The organism is Halomonas sp. (assembly GCF_029263665.1).
Classification (GTDB): domain Bacteria; phylum Pseudomonadota; class Gammaproteobacteria; order Pseudomonadales; family Halomonadaceae; genus Halomonas.
This window is the reverse complement of sequence record NZ_JAJUFQ010000004.1, coordinates 39,839-56,557: the sequence shown is the minus strand read 5'-3', so window position 1 is coordinate 56,557 and position 16,719 is coordinate 39,839. Positions and strand designations below refer to the sequence as shown.

Here is a 16,719-nt window from a genome sequence, read left to right as displayed (position 1 = left end):
GGAAAAGACCTATGAATGGAAGTGAAAGAGGTTCCTTGGATAGACAGGATGCTCAAGTGATCGGTGCTTCTCAGGGAAAGCGCGCATTGATCATGGCTGGCGGCACTGGCGGTCATGTGATTCCTGCTTTGTCCTTGGCTAAGGGCCTGGCCGAGCAGGGTGTCGAAGTCGAGTGGTTGGGAAGTCCAAGGGGGATTGAGAATCGCCTGGTACCCGAAGCCGGAATACCTCTTAACAGGATTGCCATCAGCGGCCTGCGTGGCCGTGGGCTGGGTGGCTGGGTTCTGGCACCGCTGCGCCTGACGCGTGCGGTCTTCCAGGCCCGAGCTGTGATTCGCCGCTTCGATCCTCAACTGGTCGTGGGCATGGGAGGCTTTGCCAGTGGCCCCGGTGGCCTGGCTGCCTGGTTGAGTCGTCGTTCCTTGGTGATTCACGAGCAAAATGCCGTAGCAGGTATGACCAACAAGGCCCTGGCCCGTTTGGCCAATCGCGTCTATGCCGCTTTCCCCCAGGCATTTGGTTCACGAGGGGTGGTGGTCGGTAACCCTGTCCGCCACGAAATTGCCGTTCTCGGAGAGTTGCCGCGGCAAAGGGAACAGATGAGTGGGCGTCGCCTGAGAATGCTGGTGGTTGGGGGGTCCTTGGGTGCCTTGGCATTGAATCAAGGAGTCCCTGAGGCTCTCGCGCAATTGCCCGAAGCACAACGTCCTGAGATCCGTCATCAGGCTGGGCGGGACAAGGATGCGGATACTAGGCAGAATTACGCCAGCCAGGGTATCGAGGCGGAAGTGACTGACTTCATCAGTGACATGGCTTCTGCCTATGACTGGGCGGATCTGGTGGTGTGTCGCTCGGGAGCGTTGACGGTGGCTGAACTGGCGGCGGCAGCCAAACCTGCGTTATTCGTTCCCTTTCCGCATGCGGTAGATGATCATCAGACGGCCAATGCTCAGGCATTGGTCGAGACAGGCGCTGCAGCATTGCTGCAGCAACGAGATATGACAGCGGCAACGCTGGCCGAGTGCCTGACGACGCTGCTCAATCCCGCCACTCTTGCCGAAATGGCGCAGAAAGCTCGGGCCCAGGCCCACCTGGATGCGGTGGATCGACTGGTAGCGGGTTGCATGGAGACAGCTTTTGAGCACTGAAAATAGCATGCTAGAAGACAATGGGCCGGTGCCTGGCCAGATTTCCAGAGGTCGTGGCCTCGGTATGCGCCGGATTCGTAACATCCATTTCGTCGGCATAGGTGGTGCCGGGATGTGTGGTATTGCCGAAGTTCTTGCCAACCAGGGGTATAGCGTCAGTGGCAGTGACCTGAGGCACTCTGCCGTGGTTGAGCGGCTGAAGAACTGTGGTGTGAAAGTGTTCATCGGTCATCGTGCTGAAAATGCAGAACAGGCCGATGTGGTGGTGGTATCCACCGCTGTGAGCCTGGAAAATCCCGAACTGCTATGGGCCCATGAGAATCGTGTGCCGGTCGTGCGTAGGGCGGAAATGCTGGCGGAACTGATGCGCTTTCGACATGGTATCGCTGTGGCGGGTACACATGGCAAGACCACCACGACCAGTCTTACCGCGACGCTGCTGGGGGAGGGCGGTCTCGATCCGACCTTTGTCATCGGCGGCAAGTTGACCAGCGCAGGGACCAATGCCCAATTGGGCAAGGGGGAATACCTGGTCGCCGAGGCGGACGAGTCAGACGCTTCATTCCTGCACCTGCAGCCTATGGTCAGTATCGTTACCAATATCGATGCCGATCATATGAGCACCTATGGTGGTGACTTCGAGCGTCTCAAGTCGACGTTCATTGAATTTCTGCACAATCTGCCATTCTATGGCCTGGCCGTTTTGTGCCTTGATGACGACAACGTGCGTGGTCTGCTTGAATCCATCAATCGCCAGTTTGTCACTTACGGTTTTTCCGGGGATGCTGATTATCGCATCGAGAACTTCTCCCAGAGCGCCGGCGAAATTCGCTTTACTGCCGTGAGACCGGAAGGCCATGCCCCTCTGGCGGTGCAATTGGCCATGCCTGGTCGCCACAATGCCCTCAACGCTCTGGCTGCCATTGCCGTGGCCACTGACGCAGGAGTGGACGATGACGCTATCTGCCGAGGTCTGGCAGGTTTCGCGGGTGTGGGCCGGCGTTTCCAGATTCAGGGAGATTTTCCTGCGCCACAAGGCGATGGTGAGGTGATGCTGGTCGATGATTATGGCCATCACCCTCGTGAAGTGGAGATGGTGATCAAGGCTGTCCGTGATGGCTGGCCTGAACGTCGTCTGGTCATGGTCTATCAGCCGCACCGTTATTCCCGCACTCGAGATCTGTATGAAGATTTCGTGCGAGTGCTTGCTGGGGTCGATACGCTACTGCTGCTCGATGTGTACAGTGCTGGAGAGGCGCCAGTATCTGGCGCTGACAGCCGCAGCCTGGCTGGCTCCATTCGTCAGCGTGGTGATTTGGATCCTATTTTTGTTCAGGACAAGACAGAACTACCTGGGCTGCTGGCCAAGGTGCTGTTGCCTGGTGATATTTTGATTACCCAGGGAGCAGGTGATGTGGGAGGCATTTCCCAGCATCTTGCTACCGCTTGTTTGAAGCTGGATGAGGTGGCTCTGTGATGACACAGGATAAAGATTTCGGACATGTCGTCGTGGTCTATGGTGGCCACAGTGCCGAGCGAGAGGTGTCATTGAAGAGTGGCAGCGCAATCCTTGCTGCTCTCCAGCGTGGAGGCGTCGACGCCGTCGGCTATGACTTGGCAGAAGGTGGTCTGACCGGTCTTGAGGCGCTGTCTCCTGATATCGTGTTCATCGCTCTGCATGGCAGAGGAGGGGAGGATGGTTGCCTGCAGGGTGCCCTGGAGCTGGCCGGACTTCCTTATACCGGCAGTGGTGTGCTGGCCTCTGCCCTGGGGATGGACAAGCTACGTACCAAGGCAGTGTGGCAGTCCATGGGGCTGCCGACTCCCGAGAGCATTTCCCTGAGTGCTGACATGGACTGGGATGCTGTCGTTGAGCGCCTGGGATTGCCTCTGGTGGTCAAGCCGGTGCATGAGGGGTCTACTATCGGTATCACCATCGTGCGTGATCATGGTGAGCTGGAAAAGGCCTACCGGGATGCGGCAGGCTTTGATACCCGTGTCATGGCCGAGCGGTTCGTGGTGGGAGACGAATTTACCGTGTCCGTGCTTGGCGACAAGGCATTGCCGGCGATTCGCGTCGAAGTACCAAACGGCTTCTACGATTATGAGGCCAAGTACCTGTCGAATGACACGCTCTACCACTTGCCCTGTGGCCTTTCTCGGGAAGACGAAGAAGCATTGGCCGGCTTGTGCCTCCGGGCTTTTGAGGCCGTGGGCTGCGAAGGTTGGGGGCGTGTCGATGTCATGCGTGATGCCGACAAGCGCTTCTGGCTGCTAGAGGTCAACACTGTGCCTGGGATGACGGATCATAGCCTTGTTCCGCAGTCAGCCGCACATGCAGGCATTGACTTCGATGAGCTGGTGTTGCGCATTCTTGCAACCGCTCAGGAGCGTGGCTGATCATGACTAGGCGCGGCACTTTTCTCGGCATCCTGTTGCTGGTCCTGTTGTTGGGAGCGGGAGGCCGCGCGCTGTGGGTGTGGTTGGATCGGCCTATCGAGCGAGTATCGATAGGAGGAGAACTGCACTACGCTGGTGCCGATTACCTCAAGGCTAAACTAGCCCCTCTTGTGCAGGGGCAGACCTGGTTGTCTGTTGACCTTGGCGCGTTGCGTGAAGAAGCACTGAAAATTGGCTGGCTCAAGGAAGTTCGTCTACGTCGAGAGTGGCCCAATGCCTTGACTTTCGAGTTGACCGAGCAAATTCCGGTGGCGCATTGGAACGATGATCAGTTGCTCAATGCACAAGGTGAGCCCTTCGACTTTGCACCAGTGTCTCCACCAGACGACATGCCGGATTTATCCGGTCCCAAGGGGTCGAGTCAGGAAGTCCTGGCCTATTATGGTGAGCTATCTAAGCGCTTCGATAAAATGGACCTGAAGCTCAAGCAGTTGAGTCTGGAAGCCAGGGGTGCCTGGCGCTTTCAGTTCGAAGATGGTGTATGGATAATGCTCGGGCGCAGTGATCTTGATGGGCGTTTAGCGCGCCTTGATGCTGCCTGGAACAGAGAGCTTGGTGGAGTTGCGTCGCATATTAGATACATTGATCTGCGCTATCCGAATGGTGTCGCTGTCGCCTGGCATGGTGAGACGGAGCCCGTGAATGGAACTGATGGCAAGCAAGGGTGATCAATAAACGCCGGTGCTGTTGAATGGCTGTCTCTAAATTTAGGGTATTTCCTTTTAAAGGGTGTACCCTTAATGTTGAAATAACAGTACATCTGGGGTGGTAGAACAAGTGCTCTTGTTTCTATAATCGTTCTAGGTTTTTTTATTAGTGACAAGTTCCCTATTTTAGTGGGATCGATTCGAGGAGAATTCCCGACTCATGGCAGGTCCATCCAACGTGTCCAATATGGTAGTCGGGCTGGATATCGGAACATCCAAGGTCGTCGCGATCGTGGGGCAGCCCACTGACGATGGTGGTATCGAAATCGCCGGTATCGGCTCTCACCCCTCCCGAGGAATGAAAAAGGGAGTCGTGATCAATATCGAATCTACCGTGCAGTCGATCCAGCGTGCGGTAGAGGAAGCAGAGCTGATGGCTGGCTGCGATATCCATTCTGTCTATGTCGGTATCGCTGGTAGCCATATCAGCTCCATGAACTCCGATGGGGTCGTGGCAATAAAGGAGCGTGAAGTCGCTCCTTCCGATATCGACAGAGTGATCGATTCTGCGCGGGCCCGAGCTATTTCTGAAGGGCAACGTGTATTGCACGTTCTGCCTCAGGAGTTCGCCATCGACACACAAGGTGGCATTCGCGAACCTCTTGGTATGTCGGGGGTGCGCCTGGAAGCACGCGTCCACCTGGTCACCGCTGCGCTCAATGCAGTTCAGAACATCGAGAAATGTGTCCGTCGTTGTGGCCTTGAGGTTGATGCCATCATCCTGGAGCAGCTGGCCTCTAGCCATGCAGTGCTTACAGAAGATGAGCGTGAGCTCGGAGTGTGCATGGTCGATATCGGTGGCGGAACTACGGATATTGCGGTGTTTACCGAAGGTGCTATTCGCCATACTGCAGTGATTCCGATCGCTGGTGACCAGGTGACCAATGATATCGCCATGGCACTGCGTACACCGACGCAGTATGCCGAGGAAATCAAGGTCAAGTACGCTTGTGCTCTGACTCAACTGGCCTCGGCTGATGAGATGGTCAAGGTTCCTAGCGTTGGTGACCGGCCTGCGCGGGATTTGTCGCGACAGTCTCTGGCCGAAGTCGTTGAGCCGCGCTATGAGGAGCTTTTCACCCTGGTCCGGGATGAGCTGCGGCGCAGCGGATATGAAGATCTCGTTGCTGCCGGCGTCGTATTGACGGGCGGTACTGCACGTATGGAAGGGGTGGTTGAACTGGCGGAAGAAATCTTCCATATGCCGGTTCGGATTGCCTGTCCGCAGAATGTTCGCGGTTTGGCCGACGTTGTGCGTAATCCAATTTATTCGACGGGCGTCGGTTTGTTACATTACGCTTTACATCAGGCTCATCAGGGTCATGGCCGCCAAGGGCAGGGTGGCATAATCTCGGAGCAACCGAGACGCGAGGACGTCTCCCGGCGTGGACCAGAGGAAGGACCTTCGGCGCTGGAAAAGATTAAGGGCTGGTTCAAAGGAAATTTTTAAACGGGCCGCTATCGCGGCTCAGGAGACGGGGCAAATGTTCGAACTCGTAGATAGTGCACCCTCAAGCAGTGCGGTCATCAAGGTCATCGGTGTGGGCGGTGGCGGCGGTAATGCTGTCAACCACATGGTGGAAAGCAACATAGAAGGTGTGGAGTTCATCTGCGCCAATACTGATGCCCAGGCGCTGAAGCGCTGTTCAGCAAAGACTGTGCTGCAGCTGGGTACTGAGATCACCAAGGGACTGGGCGCTGGCGCCAATCCTGAAGTGGGGCGTCAGGCAGCTCTGGAAGACCGCGAGCGTATCGCCGAGTTGCTGGATGGTGCCGATATGGTATTCATCACCGCTGGCATGGGTGGTGGTACTGGAACAGGTGGTGCTCCAGTGGTGGCCCAGGTGGCCAAGGAACTGGGTATTCTCACCGTTGCGGTGGTAACCCGTCCGTTCCCTTTCGAAGGCCCGAAGCGCATGCGCTCTGCTGAAGAAGGGATGAAAGAGCTTTCAGAGCATGTGGACTCTCTGATCACTATTCCCAATGAGAAGCTGTTGTCAGTGCTCGGCAAGAGCGCGACGTTGTTGACGGCTTTCAGTGCTGCCAACGATGTCCTGCTGGGAGCTGTCCAGGGAATCGCCGAGCTGATTACCAGCCCCGGTATCATCAACGTCGACTTTGCTGACGTGCGTACTGTCATGTCCGAGATGGGTATGGCCATGATGGGAACTGGCGGCGCCATCGGAGAAAACCGTGCCCGCGAGGCTGCCGAGAAAGCGATCCGCAGTCCGCTGCTGGAAGACATCGATCTGCATGGTGCTCGTGGCATTCTTGTCAACATCACTGCTGGTCCGGACCTGTCCATTGGTGAGTTCAATGATGTAGGGGCAACCGTCCAGGAGTTTGCTTCCCAGGATGCAACGATCGTAGTCGGTACCTCCATCGATATGGACATGACCGATGAGCTGCGCGTCACCGTGGTGGCTGCAGGCCTGGATCGTCCGGTCACCCAGCACAAGCCGGCCAGCCAGCCGGCTGCACGTCGCCAGCAGGAAGTGACGCGCCAGCGTCCTCAGCATTCGGTCATGCATCGCGGCCAGTCAGGCGCGGTGGCAAGCAAGCCGGAAGCTCAGGAAGCGCCTTCGCGCCCACAGCCGGAATCGCGCAAATCCCAGGATCTCGATGATTATCTCGATATTCCTGCTTTCTTGCGTCGTCAGGCGGACTGAGGAAGGGCTTGGGCCATAGGGCTAAAGAAAACTGTCGCAGAGGTGCGCCATTCAGGGCAGTTGAGGTTTTTTTGTTGAAACGCTTGTTTGGTGTTATAGTGAACGGTGTTTGATAACTAAACGACTGCCTGGCGACTGCACATGATCAGACAACGCACTCTAAAGAATGTCATTCGCGCTACTGGCGTGGGCCTGCACTCCGGAAAGAAGGTGTATCTCACCTTGCGCCCGGCGCCGGCCGATACTGGTATCGTGTTCGTACGCACTGACCTGGATCCGGAAGTCCACATTCCGGCCCAGGCAACCAATGTCACCGATACGACGCTGTGTACAGCGTTGTCGAAGGACGGTGAGAAGGTAGCTACTGTGGAACACCTGATGTCAGCGTTTGCTGGCCTTGGTATCGACAACTGTTATGTCGATCTCAGTGCTCCCGAAGTGCCGATCATGGATGGCAGCGCTGGCCCCTTCGTGTTCCTTATCCAGTCTGCCGGTATTGCCGAGCAGAATGCCCCGAAGAAGTTCATCCGCATCAAGCGTGAGATTGTGGTGCGTGAAGATGACAAGGAAGCTCTGTTCTTGCCCCATCAGGGCTTCAAGGTCTCTTTTGCCATCGACTTCGATCATCCGGTATTCGAGGATCAGAAGCAGACTGCAGTGGTCGACTTTTCCACTACTTCCTTCGTCAAGGAAGTGTCTCGGGCTCGCACCTTTGGTTTCATGCGCGACCTGGAGTACCTGCGCTCCAACAATCTGGCGCTGGGCGGCAGTCTCGACAATGCCATCGTGGTCGATGACTACCGTATCGTGAACGAAGGTGGTCTGCGTTATGACGACGAGTTCGTCAAGCACAAGGTGCTGGATGCTATTGGTGACCTCTATCAGTTGGGATATAGCCTTATTGGCGAATTCCGTGGTGTGAAGTCTGGCCATGCATTAAACAACATGCTGTGCCGTGCTCTGCTGGAACAACCTGAGGCTTGGGAAATTGTCACCTTCGAAGATGAGTCCCAGCCGGCGCCGATCTCCTATGCGGCTCCTGCCATGGCCTGATGCCTCGCCCTCATCAGCCATCAGTCGTTGAACACATTGCGGCCGCCCAATGGGCGGCCGCAATGTGTTTGGTGGGTGTGAGGTAGAAAAAGAGGGCTTGGTAGGCGAAAGAGGTGAAAAGAGGAGAAAGAGTTGGAAGGCAGGGTGATTAAAGTGCGTGGAGGCGTATCTGAAACATCTGGCTGATCTGAAGAAAGAACCTGTCCGCAAAGCTTATCTCGTGGGGTGTCCGGGCGTGCAGGACTATGACCGGGGCCAAGTGCAGAATGCCGGAATTACCGGTCTGTGAGGTGATGTCGCGTTGTGGTGGGCTAAGTTGGCTTGTTGGCATTTCAGGAAGGTTTTGTCATCGATGTGTCTCTGGCTGGCTACTCGTGCTCGGCATGGGAGGCCAGGCGTTGCAGTGCTTGCTTCAGCTTGGGATCGTCAGTGTCTTCGGCGCAGGTGGCAATTTCCTTGCCGGCCTGGGCAGGAAGGCGGCGGGTCTGGCGGAGAGGTGCCTTGGCAGGCCTGACAGGTCTCACCTTGAGCTGGAAGCCGGTGACGGCGGCAAACTCAGGCAGTTGATGGAGGAGTGACAGCAGGCGCGGTTGCTCGTAGCGTAATCGTGTCAGCCAGGCGGCACCATCGGTTATCAGGGTCAAACGGCCATTGCGGTAGCCACCAACGAACAGGTGCTCGGCCAGATCATGGGTAAGGTGCTGACGTAGGTGGTTCTGCGCCTTTTCCAGCAGGCGTGCCATATGCATCAGACTACCTAATTCGCCTCTGTTCAGGAGGCGGGACATGGGCTGGGCGCGGAACCGCTTAACCTTTATACTCATATGCCTCTTTCTCGGGGTGAAAGACCCGGGATTTATACCAGTCGTTGCTGCCTGTACTCTGGCTTGTTGCCTGAGTCTAGCATGCCAAGGAGTTGCTTGACCGTATGGCCGTTGTTGCCCCACCTTCCAGCAGTGCTGATACCAGTACCCGGCGTGCCATGACACGCTTGTGGCTGGCTGGGCTGCTGGTCGGCTGTCTGCTGCCGGCGGGGTTGGCCCAGTCTCAGGGGACTCCATTCAGCGATCGGCTGGTCCAGATCTGCATCATGGCTCCCGCCATGATTCGTGCGCGCAGTGTACTTAATGCTCGTCGCCGTTTCTTCTCGTCTCCACTCTGGACACGAAGACTTCATGATCGAGAGATCGTCAGTTCTCCAAGATCCGAACCATGGGTGCGCCTTGTGGCTGCGCTTGATGTCGTTTCCCGGCGAGGCCCGCCTTTGCTGGCCTGATCTGTATGCGTCATCAATGAACTGTATCGCCACTATTTCCTACGCACTATAGGGTCTCTGCCACTGACGCAGGACTCGTTTATGGACCTTTTATGATCAACTCGTTGCTACGTAAAGTCGTCGGTTCCAAGAATGACCGTGAAGTGAAACGCATGACCCGCCAGGTGCGTGCGATCAATAGTCTGGAGCCCAGCCTGGAGGCCCTGGACGATGCAGCACTGCAAGCTCGTACCGATGAATTCCGTCAGCGTCTGGCGGATGGTGAGAGCCTGGAGTCACTGCTGCCCGAGGCCTTCGCTACGGTGCGTGAAGCAAGCAAGCGCATCATGGGCATGCGCCACTTCGATGTCCAGATGATCGGCGGCATGACACTCAACCGCGGTCGCATCGCCGAGATGAAGACCGGTGAGGGCAAGACCCTGGTGGCAACCTTGGCGGTGTATCTGAACGCCTTGCCTGGCAATGGGGTGCATGTCGTCACTGTGAACGATTATCTGGCCCGCCGTGATGCTGGCTGGATGAAGCCCTTGTATGAATTCCTCGGGCTCAGCGTGGGTGTCATCTTTGCCGGCCAGACGTCGGAAGAGAAACGCCAGGCCTATGGCTGCGACATTACCTATGGAACCAACAACGAATTCGGCTTCGACTACCTGCGCGACAACATGGCGTTCTCGCTGGACGATAAGGTGCAGCGCGGCCTGAATTTTGCCATTGTTGACGAAGTGGATTCCATTCTCATCGATGAAGCCCGCACTCCGCTGATCATTTCCGGAGCGGTGGATGAGAACACTGAGCTGTACAAGGTCGTGGATCGCCTGGCCATTCAACTGACACGTTGTGCGGATGAAGAGGACCCGGAGACGGGCGACTTCATCCTCGACGAGAAACAGAAGCAGGTGGAACTGACGGAGATAGGCCATCATCGGGTCGAAGAGATGCTGCAGGCGCAGGGCTTGCTGACAGAAAACGACTCCCTGTATGCCGCCCAGAACCTTAACCTGTTGCAGCATATGAACTCGGCTCTGCGTGCACGCCACTTGTACCACAAAGATGTGGATTACATTGTCAGCAACGGCCAGGTTGTCATCGTTGACGAGCATACTGGTCGTACCATGCCGGGCCGCCGTTGGTCTGAGGGGTTGCATCAGGCTATCGAAGCGAAGGAGGGGGTCACTGTCCAGCGCGAGAGCCAGACCCTGGCTTCGACAACCTTCCAGAACTATTTCCGTCTTTATGACAAGCTCTCGGGCATGACAGGTACCGCGGATACCGAGGCCTTCGAATTCCGCCAGATCTATGGCCTGGACGTGGTGGTCATTCCGACCAACAGACCGATCGCGCGTAAGGATATGAACGACCTCGTCTACCTCAGCACCGAGGAGAAGTTCGAGGCCATCATCGAGGACGTCAAGGTACAGGTCGAGGCCGGGCGCCCGGTACTGGTCGGTACTGCATCCATCGAGACCTCCGAGTACCTGGCCGAGATGATGCGCAAGGCAGGCATCAACTTCAACGTGCTGAATGCCAAGCAGCACCAGCGAGAAGCCGAAATCATCGCTCAGGCCGGTCGTCCTGGAGCGGTCACCATTGCGACCAACATGGCCGGGCGTGGTACGGACATCATGCTGGGGGGGAACTGGGAGGCAGAGGCCGCCAAGCTTGAGTCGCCTTCCGATGAACAGATCGAAGACCTCAAGAGTGCCTGGGCCGAGCGTCACCAGGCAGTGCTGGATGCCGGTGGCTTGCATGTGATTGGCTCCGAGCGCCACGAATCCCGTCGTATCGACAACCAGCTGCGGGGACGTTCTGGCCGTCAGGGTGACCCGGGCTCCACGCGTTTCTTCCTGTCCCTGGAAGACAATCTGATGCGCTTGTTCGGCTCCGAGCGGGTACAGCGCTTGATGCAGGCGTTGGGGCTGGAGCGCGGCGAGGCCATCGAGCATAAGATGGTATCCAATGCCGTGGAGCGGGCACAGAAGAAAGTCGAAGGTCGCAACTTCGATATCCGTAAGCAGTTGCTGGAATATGACGATGTGGCCAACGACCAGCGTCATGTGATCTACGAGCAACGTAACGAGATTCTCGCAGCCGAGGATGTATCCGAGAATGTGACCGGTATTCGTGCTGAAGTGCTGGATGAGGCTGTCAGTGCCTTTGTGCCGCCACAGAGCTTGCCTGAGCAATGGGATTTACCTGGATTGGAAGCTCATCTCAAGAGCGAATTCAACCTTGAGGTACCCGTGGTGGAGTGGGCTGAAAGCGACGAGCGATTCCATGAGGAAGAGCTGCGCGAACGTCTTCAGAAGCTGCACCGCGAAGCCTATGAGAACAAGGTGGCGACGGCTGGCGGAGAGCTGATGCGTCGCTTTGAGAAGCAAGTCATGTTGCAGGTGCTGGATACTCGCTGGAAAGAACACCTGCAGTCCATGGATCTGCTGCGCCGTGGCATTCACTTGCGTGGCTATGCGCAGAAGAACCCCAAGCAGGAATACAAGCGCGAGTCCTTTGAGCTGTTCCAGAATCTGCTGGTGAATATCAAGGCCGACGTGACGCGCATCCTCAGTCATGTGCAGGTGCGTGCTCCGGAAGAGGTCGATGCCCTGGAACAACAACGTCGTGAGGCACTGGCACGGGAATCAGCCAAGGCTGACAACCGTCATCCTGAAGCAGCCCTTGCCACAGTGGCCGAGGGAGCGGAAGAAGAGGGCTTCGAGGGCGAAGACGAAGCGCGCCCGGTGCGTCGAGAAGCGCCTAAGGTCGGGCGTAATGATCCTTGTCCCTGCGGTTCTGGCAAGAAGTACAAGCAGTGCTGCGGCAAGCTGAACTGAGGACGCCTGCCTGAAACGTTTGTGTAGGAGAGTCATGCAGATTCGCTTTATCCTGCACAACGTTTCCATGTGGCTCTAGATGCGATTTGAGGTTAGCCCCGGTGTTGGGGCGGCCAATGTAAGGAGATAAATCAATGGCAGTGGGTGACAACCGCTTCCCTGACATGTCGCGCATAGAAGGTGTGCGTCTGGGTACCTCAATGGCAGGGATCAAGAAGCCTGGCCGCCGCGATCTGACGCTGATAGAGATCGCTGAAGGAGCCTCGGTAGCGGGCACATTCACCCGCAACGCCTTCTGCGCCGCCCCGGTGCATGTTGCCAAGGCTCACCTGGCAGAGGCCGTGGCTGCGTCCCATGGGGTGCGTTATCTGATCATCAACACGGGCAATGCCAATGCTGGAACCGGGGACATTGGTATGCGAGATGCGCGAGAGACCTGCTCGGCACTGGCGCGTCTCGGTGGGGTCGCCGACTGCTCTGTACTGCCGTTTTCTACCGGAGTGATCGGTGAACCTCTACCGATGGACCGATTGCTGGCGGGTCTGCCTGCTGCCCTGGAAGCCTTGGCCGATGATGGCGATGCCTGGAAGCTGGCTGCTGAAGGCATTCTGACGACTGACACTCGAGTCAAAGGCGCCAGTCGCCGCATCGAGCTGAGTGGTGGAGTCGTTACTCTGAATGGCATTGCCAAGGGCTCCGGGATGATTCGCCCTGACATGGCCACCATGCTGGGATTTGTCGCCACGGATGCTGGTATCGAACAGGCCGCGCTGGAAGAGTTGTTGCGTGCTGGGGTAAAGCGCTCCTTCAACAGCATCACCGTGGACAGCGACACTTCCACCAATGACGCCTGCATGTTGATTGCTACCGGCAAGGCGACTCGTGTGGATAGCGAGGAAGACCTGAAAAGGTTCCGGTCAGCACTGGATGAAGTGTTGATCGAGCTGGCTCAAGCCATCATTCGTGATGGTGAAGGTGCTACCAAGTTCGTGACCCTGCAGGTCGATGGTGCCATGAACGAGGACGAAGCCCGTGAAGTGGCCTTCACCGTAGCGCATTCGCCGCTGGTCAAGACGGCGCTTTATGCCAGTGATGCCAACTGGGGGCGCATCCTTGCTGCAGTGGGGCGGGCCTCGGTGGAGGACTTCGATGTCGACAAGGTGGTCATCGATCTCGGCGGAGTCCGTCTGGTACAGAATGGTGGACGTGCAGCAAGTTATACCGAGGACGCCGGTAGTGCGGTCATGGCACGTGAAGAGATCGAGATTCGTATTGATCTCGGGCGTGGTGATGCTGCCGCCACGGTCTGGACATCGGATCTGTCGCATGACTACGTATCGATCAACGCAGACTATCGCAGTTAAGTCGATCATCAAGAGCCGCAGTCAAGCATCAATGCTTTCGGTGAGAGGCATGCAGGAACACCGGGGAAAACATCTGGCGGGCATGGGCTCGCAGCTAAGCTGGTAGGGTTGAATGGACACAATTGTAAAGAGAAGGGTGCACGTAGCGGCGGCAGCCATCGTCAGTAGCGACGGTAAAGAGGTGCTGTTGGCACGTCGCCCCTCCAACGTCGATCAGGGTGGCCTGTGGGAGTTTCCGGGTGGCAAGCTGGCGCCTTATGAGACAGGCCTGGAAGCACTCAAGCGTGAACTGCACGAGGAACTCGGTATCGAGATTCTCCGTGCTCAACCGTTGATTCGCATTCATCACGAATATCCTGACAAGCACATCCTGCTGGATGTATGGCAGGTCCGGGACTTCGCTGGCGAACCCTTCGGTCGTGAAGGTCAAGCTGTTCGCTGGGTGCCGATGGAAGAGCTGCACAGCTACCCGTTCCCAGCTGCCAACCTGCCGATTCTTCGGGCTGTCATGCTGCCATGCGAATTCCTCATCACTGGAGAGGAAGGCGACGATGCGGCATTCGACGCCAAGCTGGAGAGAGCGCTCCGGGAAGATGGTGTTCGACTGGTGCAACTGCGGGCCAAGGATCTGGATGAAGATGCCTATGTTGCTCGAGCAGAACGTGCCTTGGAACTGTGCCGCCAGTATGATGCCCGCCTGGTGCTCAACGCAGAACCGGAGCTATTGAAGCGTGTAGATGCAGATGGTATTCACTTGACCAGTCAGCGTCTGATGAGTCTGGAACGTCGTCCGATCATCGACAGCAAGTGGTTGTCGGCATCTACCCACGACAAGGCGCAGCTCGATCAGGCTGCACGCATCGGTTGTGATTTTGTCACGCTGTCGCCATTGCGCACGACGCCTTCTCACCCGGAAGTGCCGCCGATTGGCTGGCATGACTTTCAGGAACTGGTGGAACGTGCGGGCATGCCGGTCTTTGCTCTCGGCGGCATGACCCGACACGATGCCAACCATGCTCGAGCCGTAGGCGCCCAGGGTATTGCCTCCATCCGCGATTTCTGGAGTTGATGGACTGCTGATGGATGCAGGCATGGCCATGAAGCAGAAAGCCCGGGAAATTTCCCGGGCTTTCTGCTTTCAGAGAGAGTCCCGACAGCTGATAACACCGCTTGAGCAAGCGCAGGTACTTTGCAGACAGCGCCTAATCGCGCAGGCGGCGGGTCAGATCCCCGTACGCATCCACCCGGCGATCACGTAGATAGGGCCACCAGCGACGGACGTTCTCGCCATGATCCAGGTCGAGAGTCACCAGCATGCGTTCGGACTCGGTGCCCGCATGTGCCAGAAGTTCTCCCTGGGGGCCGCAGACGAAGCTTCCCCCCCAGAAATCGATACCGGCGCCGACGCCGGACAAGTCTGGCTCATGGCCGACACGGTTGGCGACCAGTACTGGAATGCCGTTGGCCACGCCGTGGCTGCGCTGGATGATGGTCCAGGCATCTTTCTGGCGTGTTTTCTCGGCCTCATCGTCCTGAGGGTTCCAGCCGATGGCGGTGGGATAAAGGAGCAGCTCTGCCCCTGCCAGGGCCATCAGGCGGGCTGCCTCGGGGTACCACTGATCCCAGCAGACCAGCACACCCAAACGACCTACAGAAGTGTCGATGGGGGTAAAACCTTCGTTACGTGCAGCGTCATGATCACCAGGAGTGAAGTAAAACTTCTCGTAGAATCCCGGGTCATCCGGAATATGCATCTTGCGATACTGGCCGACCGCACCCCGCTTTCCATCGTAGACCACCGCCGTGTTGTGGTAGACACCGGGGGCCCGGCGTTCGAACAATGAGCCCATCAGGACGATGTCGAGTTCTGCTGCCAGTTGTGCCAGACGGGCCCCGGTGGGGCCGTCCAGGGGTTCGGCCAGGTCAAATAGCTCGGTATCTTCATGCTGGCAGAAGTAATGGGTGGCATGCAGTTCCTGCAGCATCACCAGCTTGGCGCCCTTGGCGGCGAGTTCACGAATACCAGCCTCGCTTTCGGCGAGACTCTTGGCCTTGTCCGGCCAGGCGGCCTGCTGAACCAGGCCGACAGTGAGTTGGCGTGTCATGGTGTGTCTCCTTGGCGATGGATCTGGGAGGTGGCGAGAGCCCCACGAGGCCATTGCATGGTCAGGCAGTGCAGGCTGCCATGCTGTCGGATGGCGGTACTGGCATCCACGGCCAGGATGTCGCGCCCCGGAAACGCCATGGCCAGGGCATTCAAGGCCTCGCGGTCATGACTGTCTCCATACACCGGGACCAGCACTGCGCCATTGATGATCAAAAAATTGGCATAGGTCGCAGGTAGACGGTGACCATCATCTGCATCGTAACAGGCTTGAGGCCAGGGCAGGGGAATCAGGCGATAGGGGGCCCCATCCGCCTGGCGCAAGGCCTGGAGTTCCTGCTCCATGGCATCGAACGCCGCAAAATGAGGGTCATCCGGGTCGTCACAGCGTACGTAGGCAATCGTGCTGGGGTCACAGAAGCGTGCCAGAGTGTCGATATGGCTGTCAGTGTCATCACCTTCCAGGTGGCCATGGCGCAGCCACAATACCCGTTCGATGCCCAGGGCATCCTTGAGCTGGGTTTCCATGGCATTGCGGTCGAGCTCAGGGTTGCGATTCGGGTTGAGCAGGCAAGCCTCGGTGGTCAGCAGCGTTCCCTGTCCATCAGTTTCCAGAGCACCGCCTTCCAGAACCAGGTCATGGCGAATCAGCTCGCAGGCCATGAGTCCAGCATCGGCCAGCTGTTGGCTGATGCAATTGTCGCGTGAAGCGGGAAACTTGCCGCCCCAGCCGGTGAAGACAAAGTCATGCAGACACAAGTTGCCGCTCTCGTTCGCTGTCGCGAGTGGGCCATGATCCCGGGCCCAGGTGTCGTCGCTGTCGACGACGGTCACAATCAGATTCTGCGGGTCAGCGCCACGTTGTCGCAGGCGCTTGGTCAGTTCTGTGCGAATCGTGTCACTGGGAACGCCAATGACCACGCTCTGATAGCGACTGACGATCAGGGCAATCTGCTCGAGCATGTGCTCGATGGAGGCAAGCATTGGAGCCCAATCGCCGTCATGGCGTGGCCAGGTCAACTGGACAGCATCCTGGGGATGCCATTCGGGAAGGAGACGCTGCATGGATGGCCTCGAAGCAGGAATGGGGAGAGGCCGAAATGTAGGCTT

Annotated in this window: 14 protein-coding genes; 11 read left to right on the top strand and 3 right to left on the bottom strand. The window is 57.5% G+C overall.

What is annotated here, in order from left to right:
• Positions 1-35 precede the first annotated feature (35 nt).
• The 7 genes from murG (at position 36) to lpxC (ending at position 8,037) form a co-directional block, all read left to right on the top strand.
• Complete coding sequence (gene murG / locus Q1K07_RS05055) at positions 36-1,148, top strand: undecaprenyldiphospho-muramoylpentapeptide beta-N-acetylglucosaminyltransferase (RefSeq protein ID WP_300308823.1); 1,113 nt, start codon at positions 36-38, stop codon at positions 1,146-1,148.
• Between the two features lie 7 nt (positions 1,149-1,155).
• Positions 1,156-2,625: a UDP-N-acetylmuramate--L-alanine ligase gene (murC, locus tag Q1K07_RS05050; RefSeq protein ID WP_300308820.1), complete on the top strand. Its 1,470-nt coding sequence runs from the start codon at positions 1,156-1,158 to the stop codon at positions 2,623-2,625.
• The gene (locus Q1K07_RS05045) at positions 2,625-3,548 is read left to right on the top strand and encodes a D-alanine--D-alanine ligase (protein ID WP_300308817.1); all 924 of its coding nucleotides are present in this window, start codon (positions 2,625-2,627) and stop codon (positions 3,546-3,548) included. The genes murC and Q1K07_RS05045 overlap by 1 nt, the downstream gene beginning before the upstream one ends.
• A gap of 2 nt (positions 3,549-3,550) precedes the next feature.
• On the top strand, positions 3,551-4,276 hold the full coding sequence (locus Q1K07_RS05040) for a cell division protein FtsQ/DivIB (RefSeq protein ID WP_300308814.1): 726 nt from the start codon (positions 3,551-3,553) through the stop codon (positions 4,274-4,276).
• Between the two features lie 199 nt (positions 4,277-4,475).
• The gene (gene ftsA, locus Q1K07_RS05035; RefSeq protein WP_300308811.1) at positions 4,476-5,765 is read left to right on the top strand and encodes a cell division protein FtsA; all 1,290 of its coding nucleotides are present in this window, start codon (positions 4,476-4,478) and stop codon (positions 5,763-5,765) included.
• Positions 5,766-5,799: 34 nt separating this feature from the next.
• A complete protein-coding gene (ftsZ, locus tag Q1K07_RS05030) occupies positions 5,800-6,984 on the top strand; it encodes a cell division protein FtsZ (RefSeq protein WP_300308808.1) in 1,185 nt (394 codons plus the stop codon).
• 141 nt (positions 6,985-7,125) lie between these two features.
• Positions 7,126-8,037 (top strand): UDP-3-O-acyl-N-acetylglucosamine deacetylase, encoded by a 912-nt coding sequence (gene lpxC / locus Q1K07_RS05025; protein WP_300308805.1) that lies wholly within the window; start codon positions 7,126-7,128, stop codon positions 8,035-8,037.
• Positions 8,038-8,405: 368 nt separating this feature from the next.
• Here the strand turns inward: lpxC and Q1K07_RS05020 are convergent, their stop codons facing one another.
• Positions 8,406-8,861, bottom strand: a complete 456-nt coding sequence (locus Q1K07_RS05020) for a DciA family protein (protein WP_300308802.1) — start codon at positions 8,859-8,861, stop codon at positions 8,406-8,408.
• A 104-nt stretch (positions 8,862-8,965) separates the two neighbouring features.
• Between Q1K07_RS05020 and Q1K07_RS05015 the strand changes: the two genes are divergently transcribed.
• From Q1K07_RS05015 to Q1K07_RS05000, 4 genes are all read left to right on the top strand, one after another.
• Complete coding sequence (locus Q1K07_RS05015) at positions 8,966-9,313, top strand: hypothetical protein (RefSeq protein ID WP_300308799.1); 348 nt, start codon at positions 8,966-8,968, stop codon at positions 9,311-9,313.
• 92 nt (positions 9,314-9,405) lie between these two features.
• Positions 9,406-12,141: a preprotein translocase subunit SecA gene (secA, locus tag Q1K07_RS05010; RefSeq protein WP_300308796.1), complete on the top strand. Its 2,736-nt coding sequence runs from the start codon at positions 9,406-9,408 to the stop codon at positions 12,139-12,141.
• A gap of 134 nt (positions 12,142-12,275) precedes the next feature.
• Positions 12,276-13,505 carry a bifunctional glutamate N-acetyltransferase/amino-acid acetyltransferase ArgJ gene (gene argJ / locus Q1K07_RS05005; protein WP_300308793.1) on the top strand — a complete coding sequence of 410 codons (1,230 nt, stop codon included), beginning with the start codon at positions 12,276-12,278 and terminating at the stop codon, positions 13,503-13,505.
• Between the two features lie 112 nt (positions 13,506-13,617).
• Positions 13,618-14,574: a Nudix family hydrolase gene (locus Q1K07_RS05000; protein WP_300308790.1), complete on the top strand. Its 957-nt coding sequence runs from the start codon at positions 13,618-13,620 to the stop codon at positions 14,572-14,574.
• Positions 14,575-14,707: 133 nt separating this feature from the next.
• On the opposite strand, the gene Q1K07_RS04995 is transcribed toward Q1K07_RS05000, so the two are convergent.
• Both Q1K07_RS04995 and Q1K07_RS04990 read right to left on the bottom strand, forming a co-directional pair.
• The gene (locus tag Q1K07_RS04995; RefSeq protein ID WP_300308788.1) at positions 14,708-15,610 is read right to left on the bottom strand and encodes a carbon-nitrogen hydrolase; all 903 of its coding nucleotides are present in this window, start codon (positions 15,608-15,610) and stop codon (positions 14,708-14,710) included.
• Entirely contained in the window at positions 15,607-16,674 is a 1,068-nt protein-coding gene (locus tag Q1K07_RS04990) for an agmatine/peptidylarginine deiminase (RefSeq protein ID WP_300308785.1), read from the bottom strand. The genes Q1K07_RS04995 and Q1K07_RS04990 overlap by 4 nt, the downstream gene beginning before the upstream one ends.
• Positions 16,675-16,719 lie beyond the last annotated feature (45 nt).

What these genes read in the sequence shown, in the direction of transcription:
- murC (WP_300308820.1), top strand. Translation starts at nt 1,156, where the DNA reads ATGCTAGAAGACAATGGGCCGGTGCCTGGCCAGATTTCCAGAGGTCGT.
- Q1K07_RS04990 (WP_300308785.1), bottom strand. Translation starts at nt 16,674, where the DNA reads ATGCAGCGTCTCCTTCCCGAATGGCATCCCCAGGATGCTGTCCAGTTG.
- Q1K07_RS05000 (WP_300308790.1), top strand. Translation starts at nt 13,618, where the DNA reads ATGGACACAATTGTAAAGAGAAGGGTGCACGTAGCGGCGGCAGCCATC.
- ftsZ (WP_300308808.1), top strand. Translation starts at nt 5,800, where the DNA reads ATGTTCGAACTCGTAGATAGTGCACCCTCAAGCAGTGCGGTCATCAAG.
- ftsA (WP_300308811.1), top strand. Translation starts at nt 4,476, where the DNA reads ATGGCAGGTCCATCCAACGTGTCCAATATGGTAGTCGGGCTGGATATC.
- Q1K07_RS05020 (WP_300308802.1), bottom strand. Translation starts at nt 8,861, where the DNA reads ATGAGTATAAAGGTTAAGCGGTTCCGCGCCCAGCCCATGTCCCGCCTC.
- Q1K07_RS05045 (WP_300308817.1), top strand. Translation starts at nt 2,625, where the DNA reads ATGACACAGGATAAAGATTTCGGACATGTCGTCGTGGTCTATGGTGGC.
- argJ (WP_300308793.1), top strand. Translation starts at nt 12,276, where the DNA reads ATGGCAGTGGGTGACAACCGCTTCCCTGACATGTCGCGCATAGAAGGT.
- Q1K07_RS05015 (WP_300308799.1), top strand. Translation starts at nt 8,966, where the DNA reads ATGGCCGTTGTTGCCCCACCTTCCAGCAGTGCTGATACCAGTACCCGG.
- secA (WP_300308796.1), top strand. Translation starts at nt 9,406, where the DNA reads ATGATCAACTCGTTGCTACGTAAAGTCGTCGGTTCCAAGAATGACCGT.
- Q1K07_RS04995 (WP_300308788.1), bottom strand. Translation starts at nt 15,610, where the DNA reads ATGACACGCCAACTCACTGTCGGCCTGGTTCAGCAGGCCGCCTGGCCG.
- lpxC (WP_300308805.1), top strand. Translation starts at nt 7,126, where the DNA reads ATGATCAGACAACGCACTCTAAAGAATGTCATTCGCGCTACTGGCGTG.
- Q1K07_RS05040 (WP_300308814.1), top strand. Translation starts at nt 3,551, where the DNA reads ATGACTAGGCGCGGCACTTTTCTCGGCATCCTGTTGCTGGTCCTGTTG.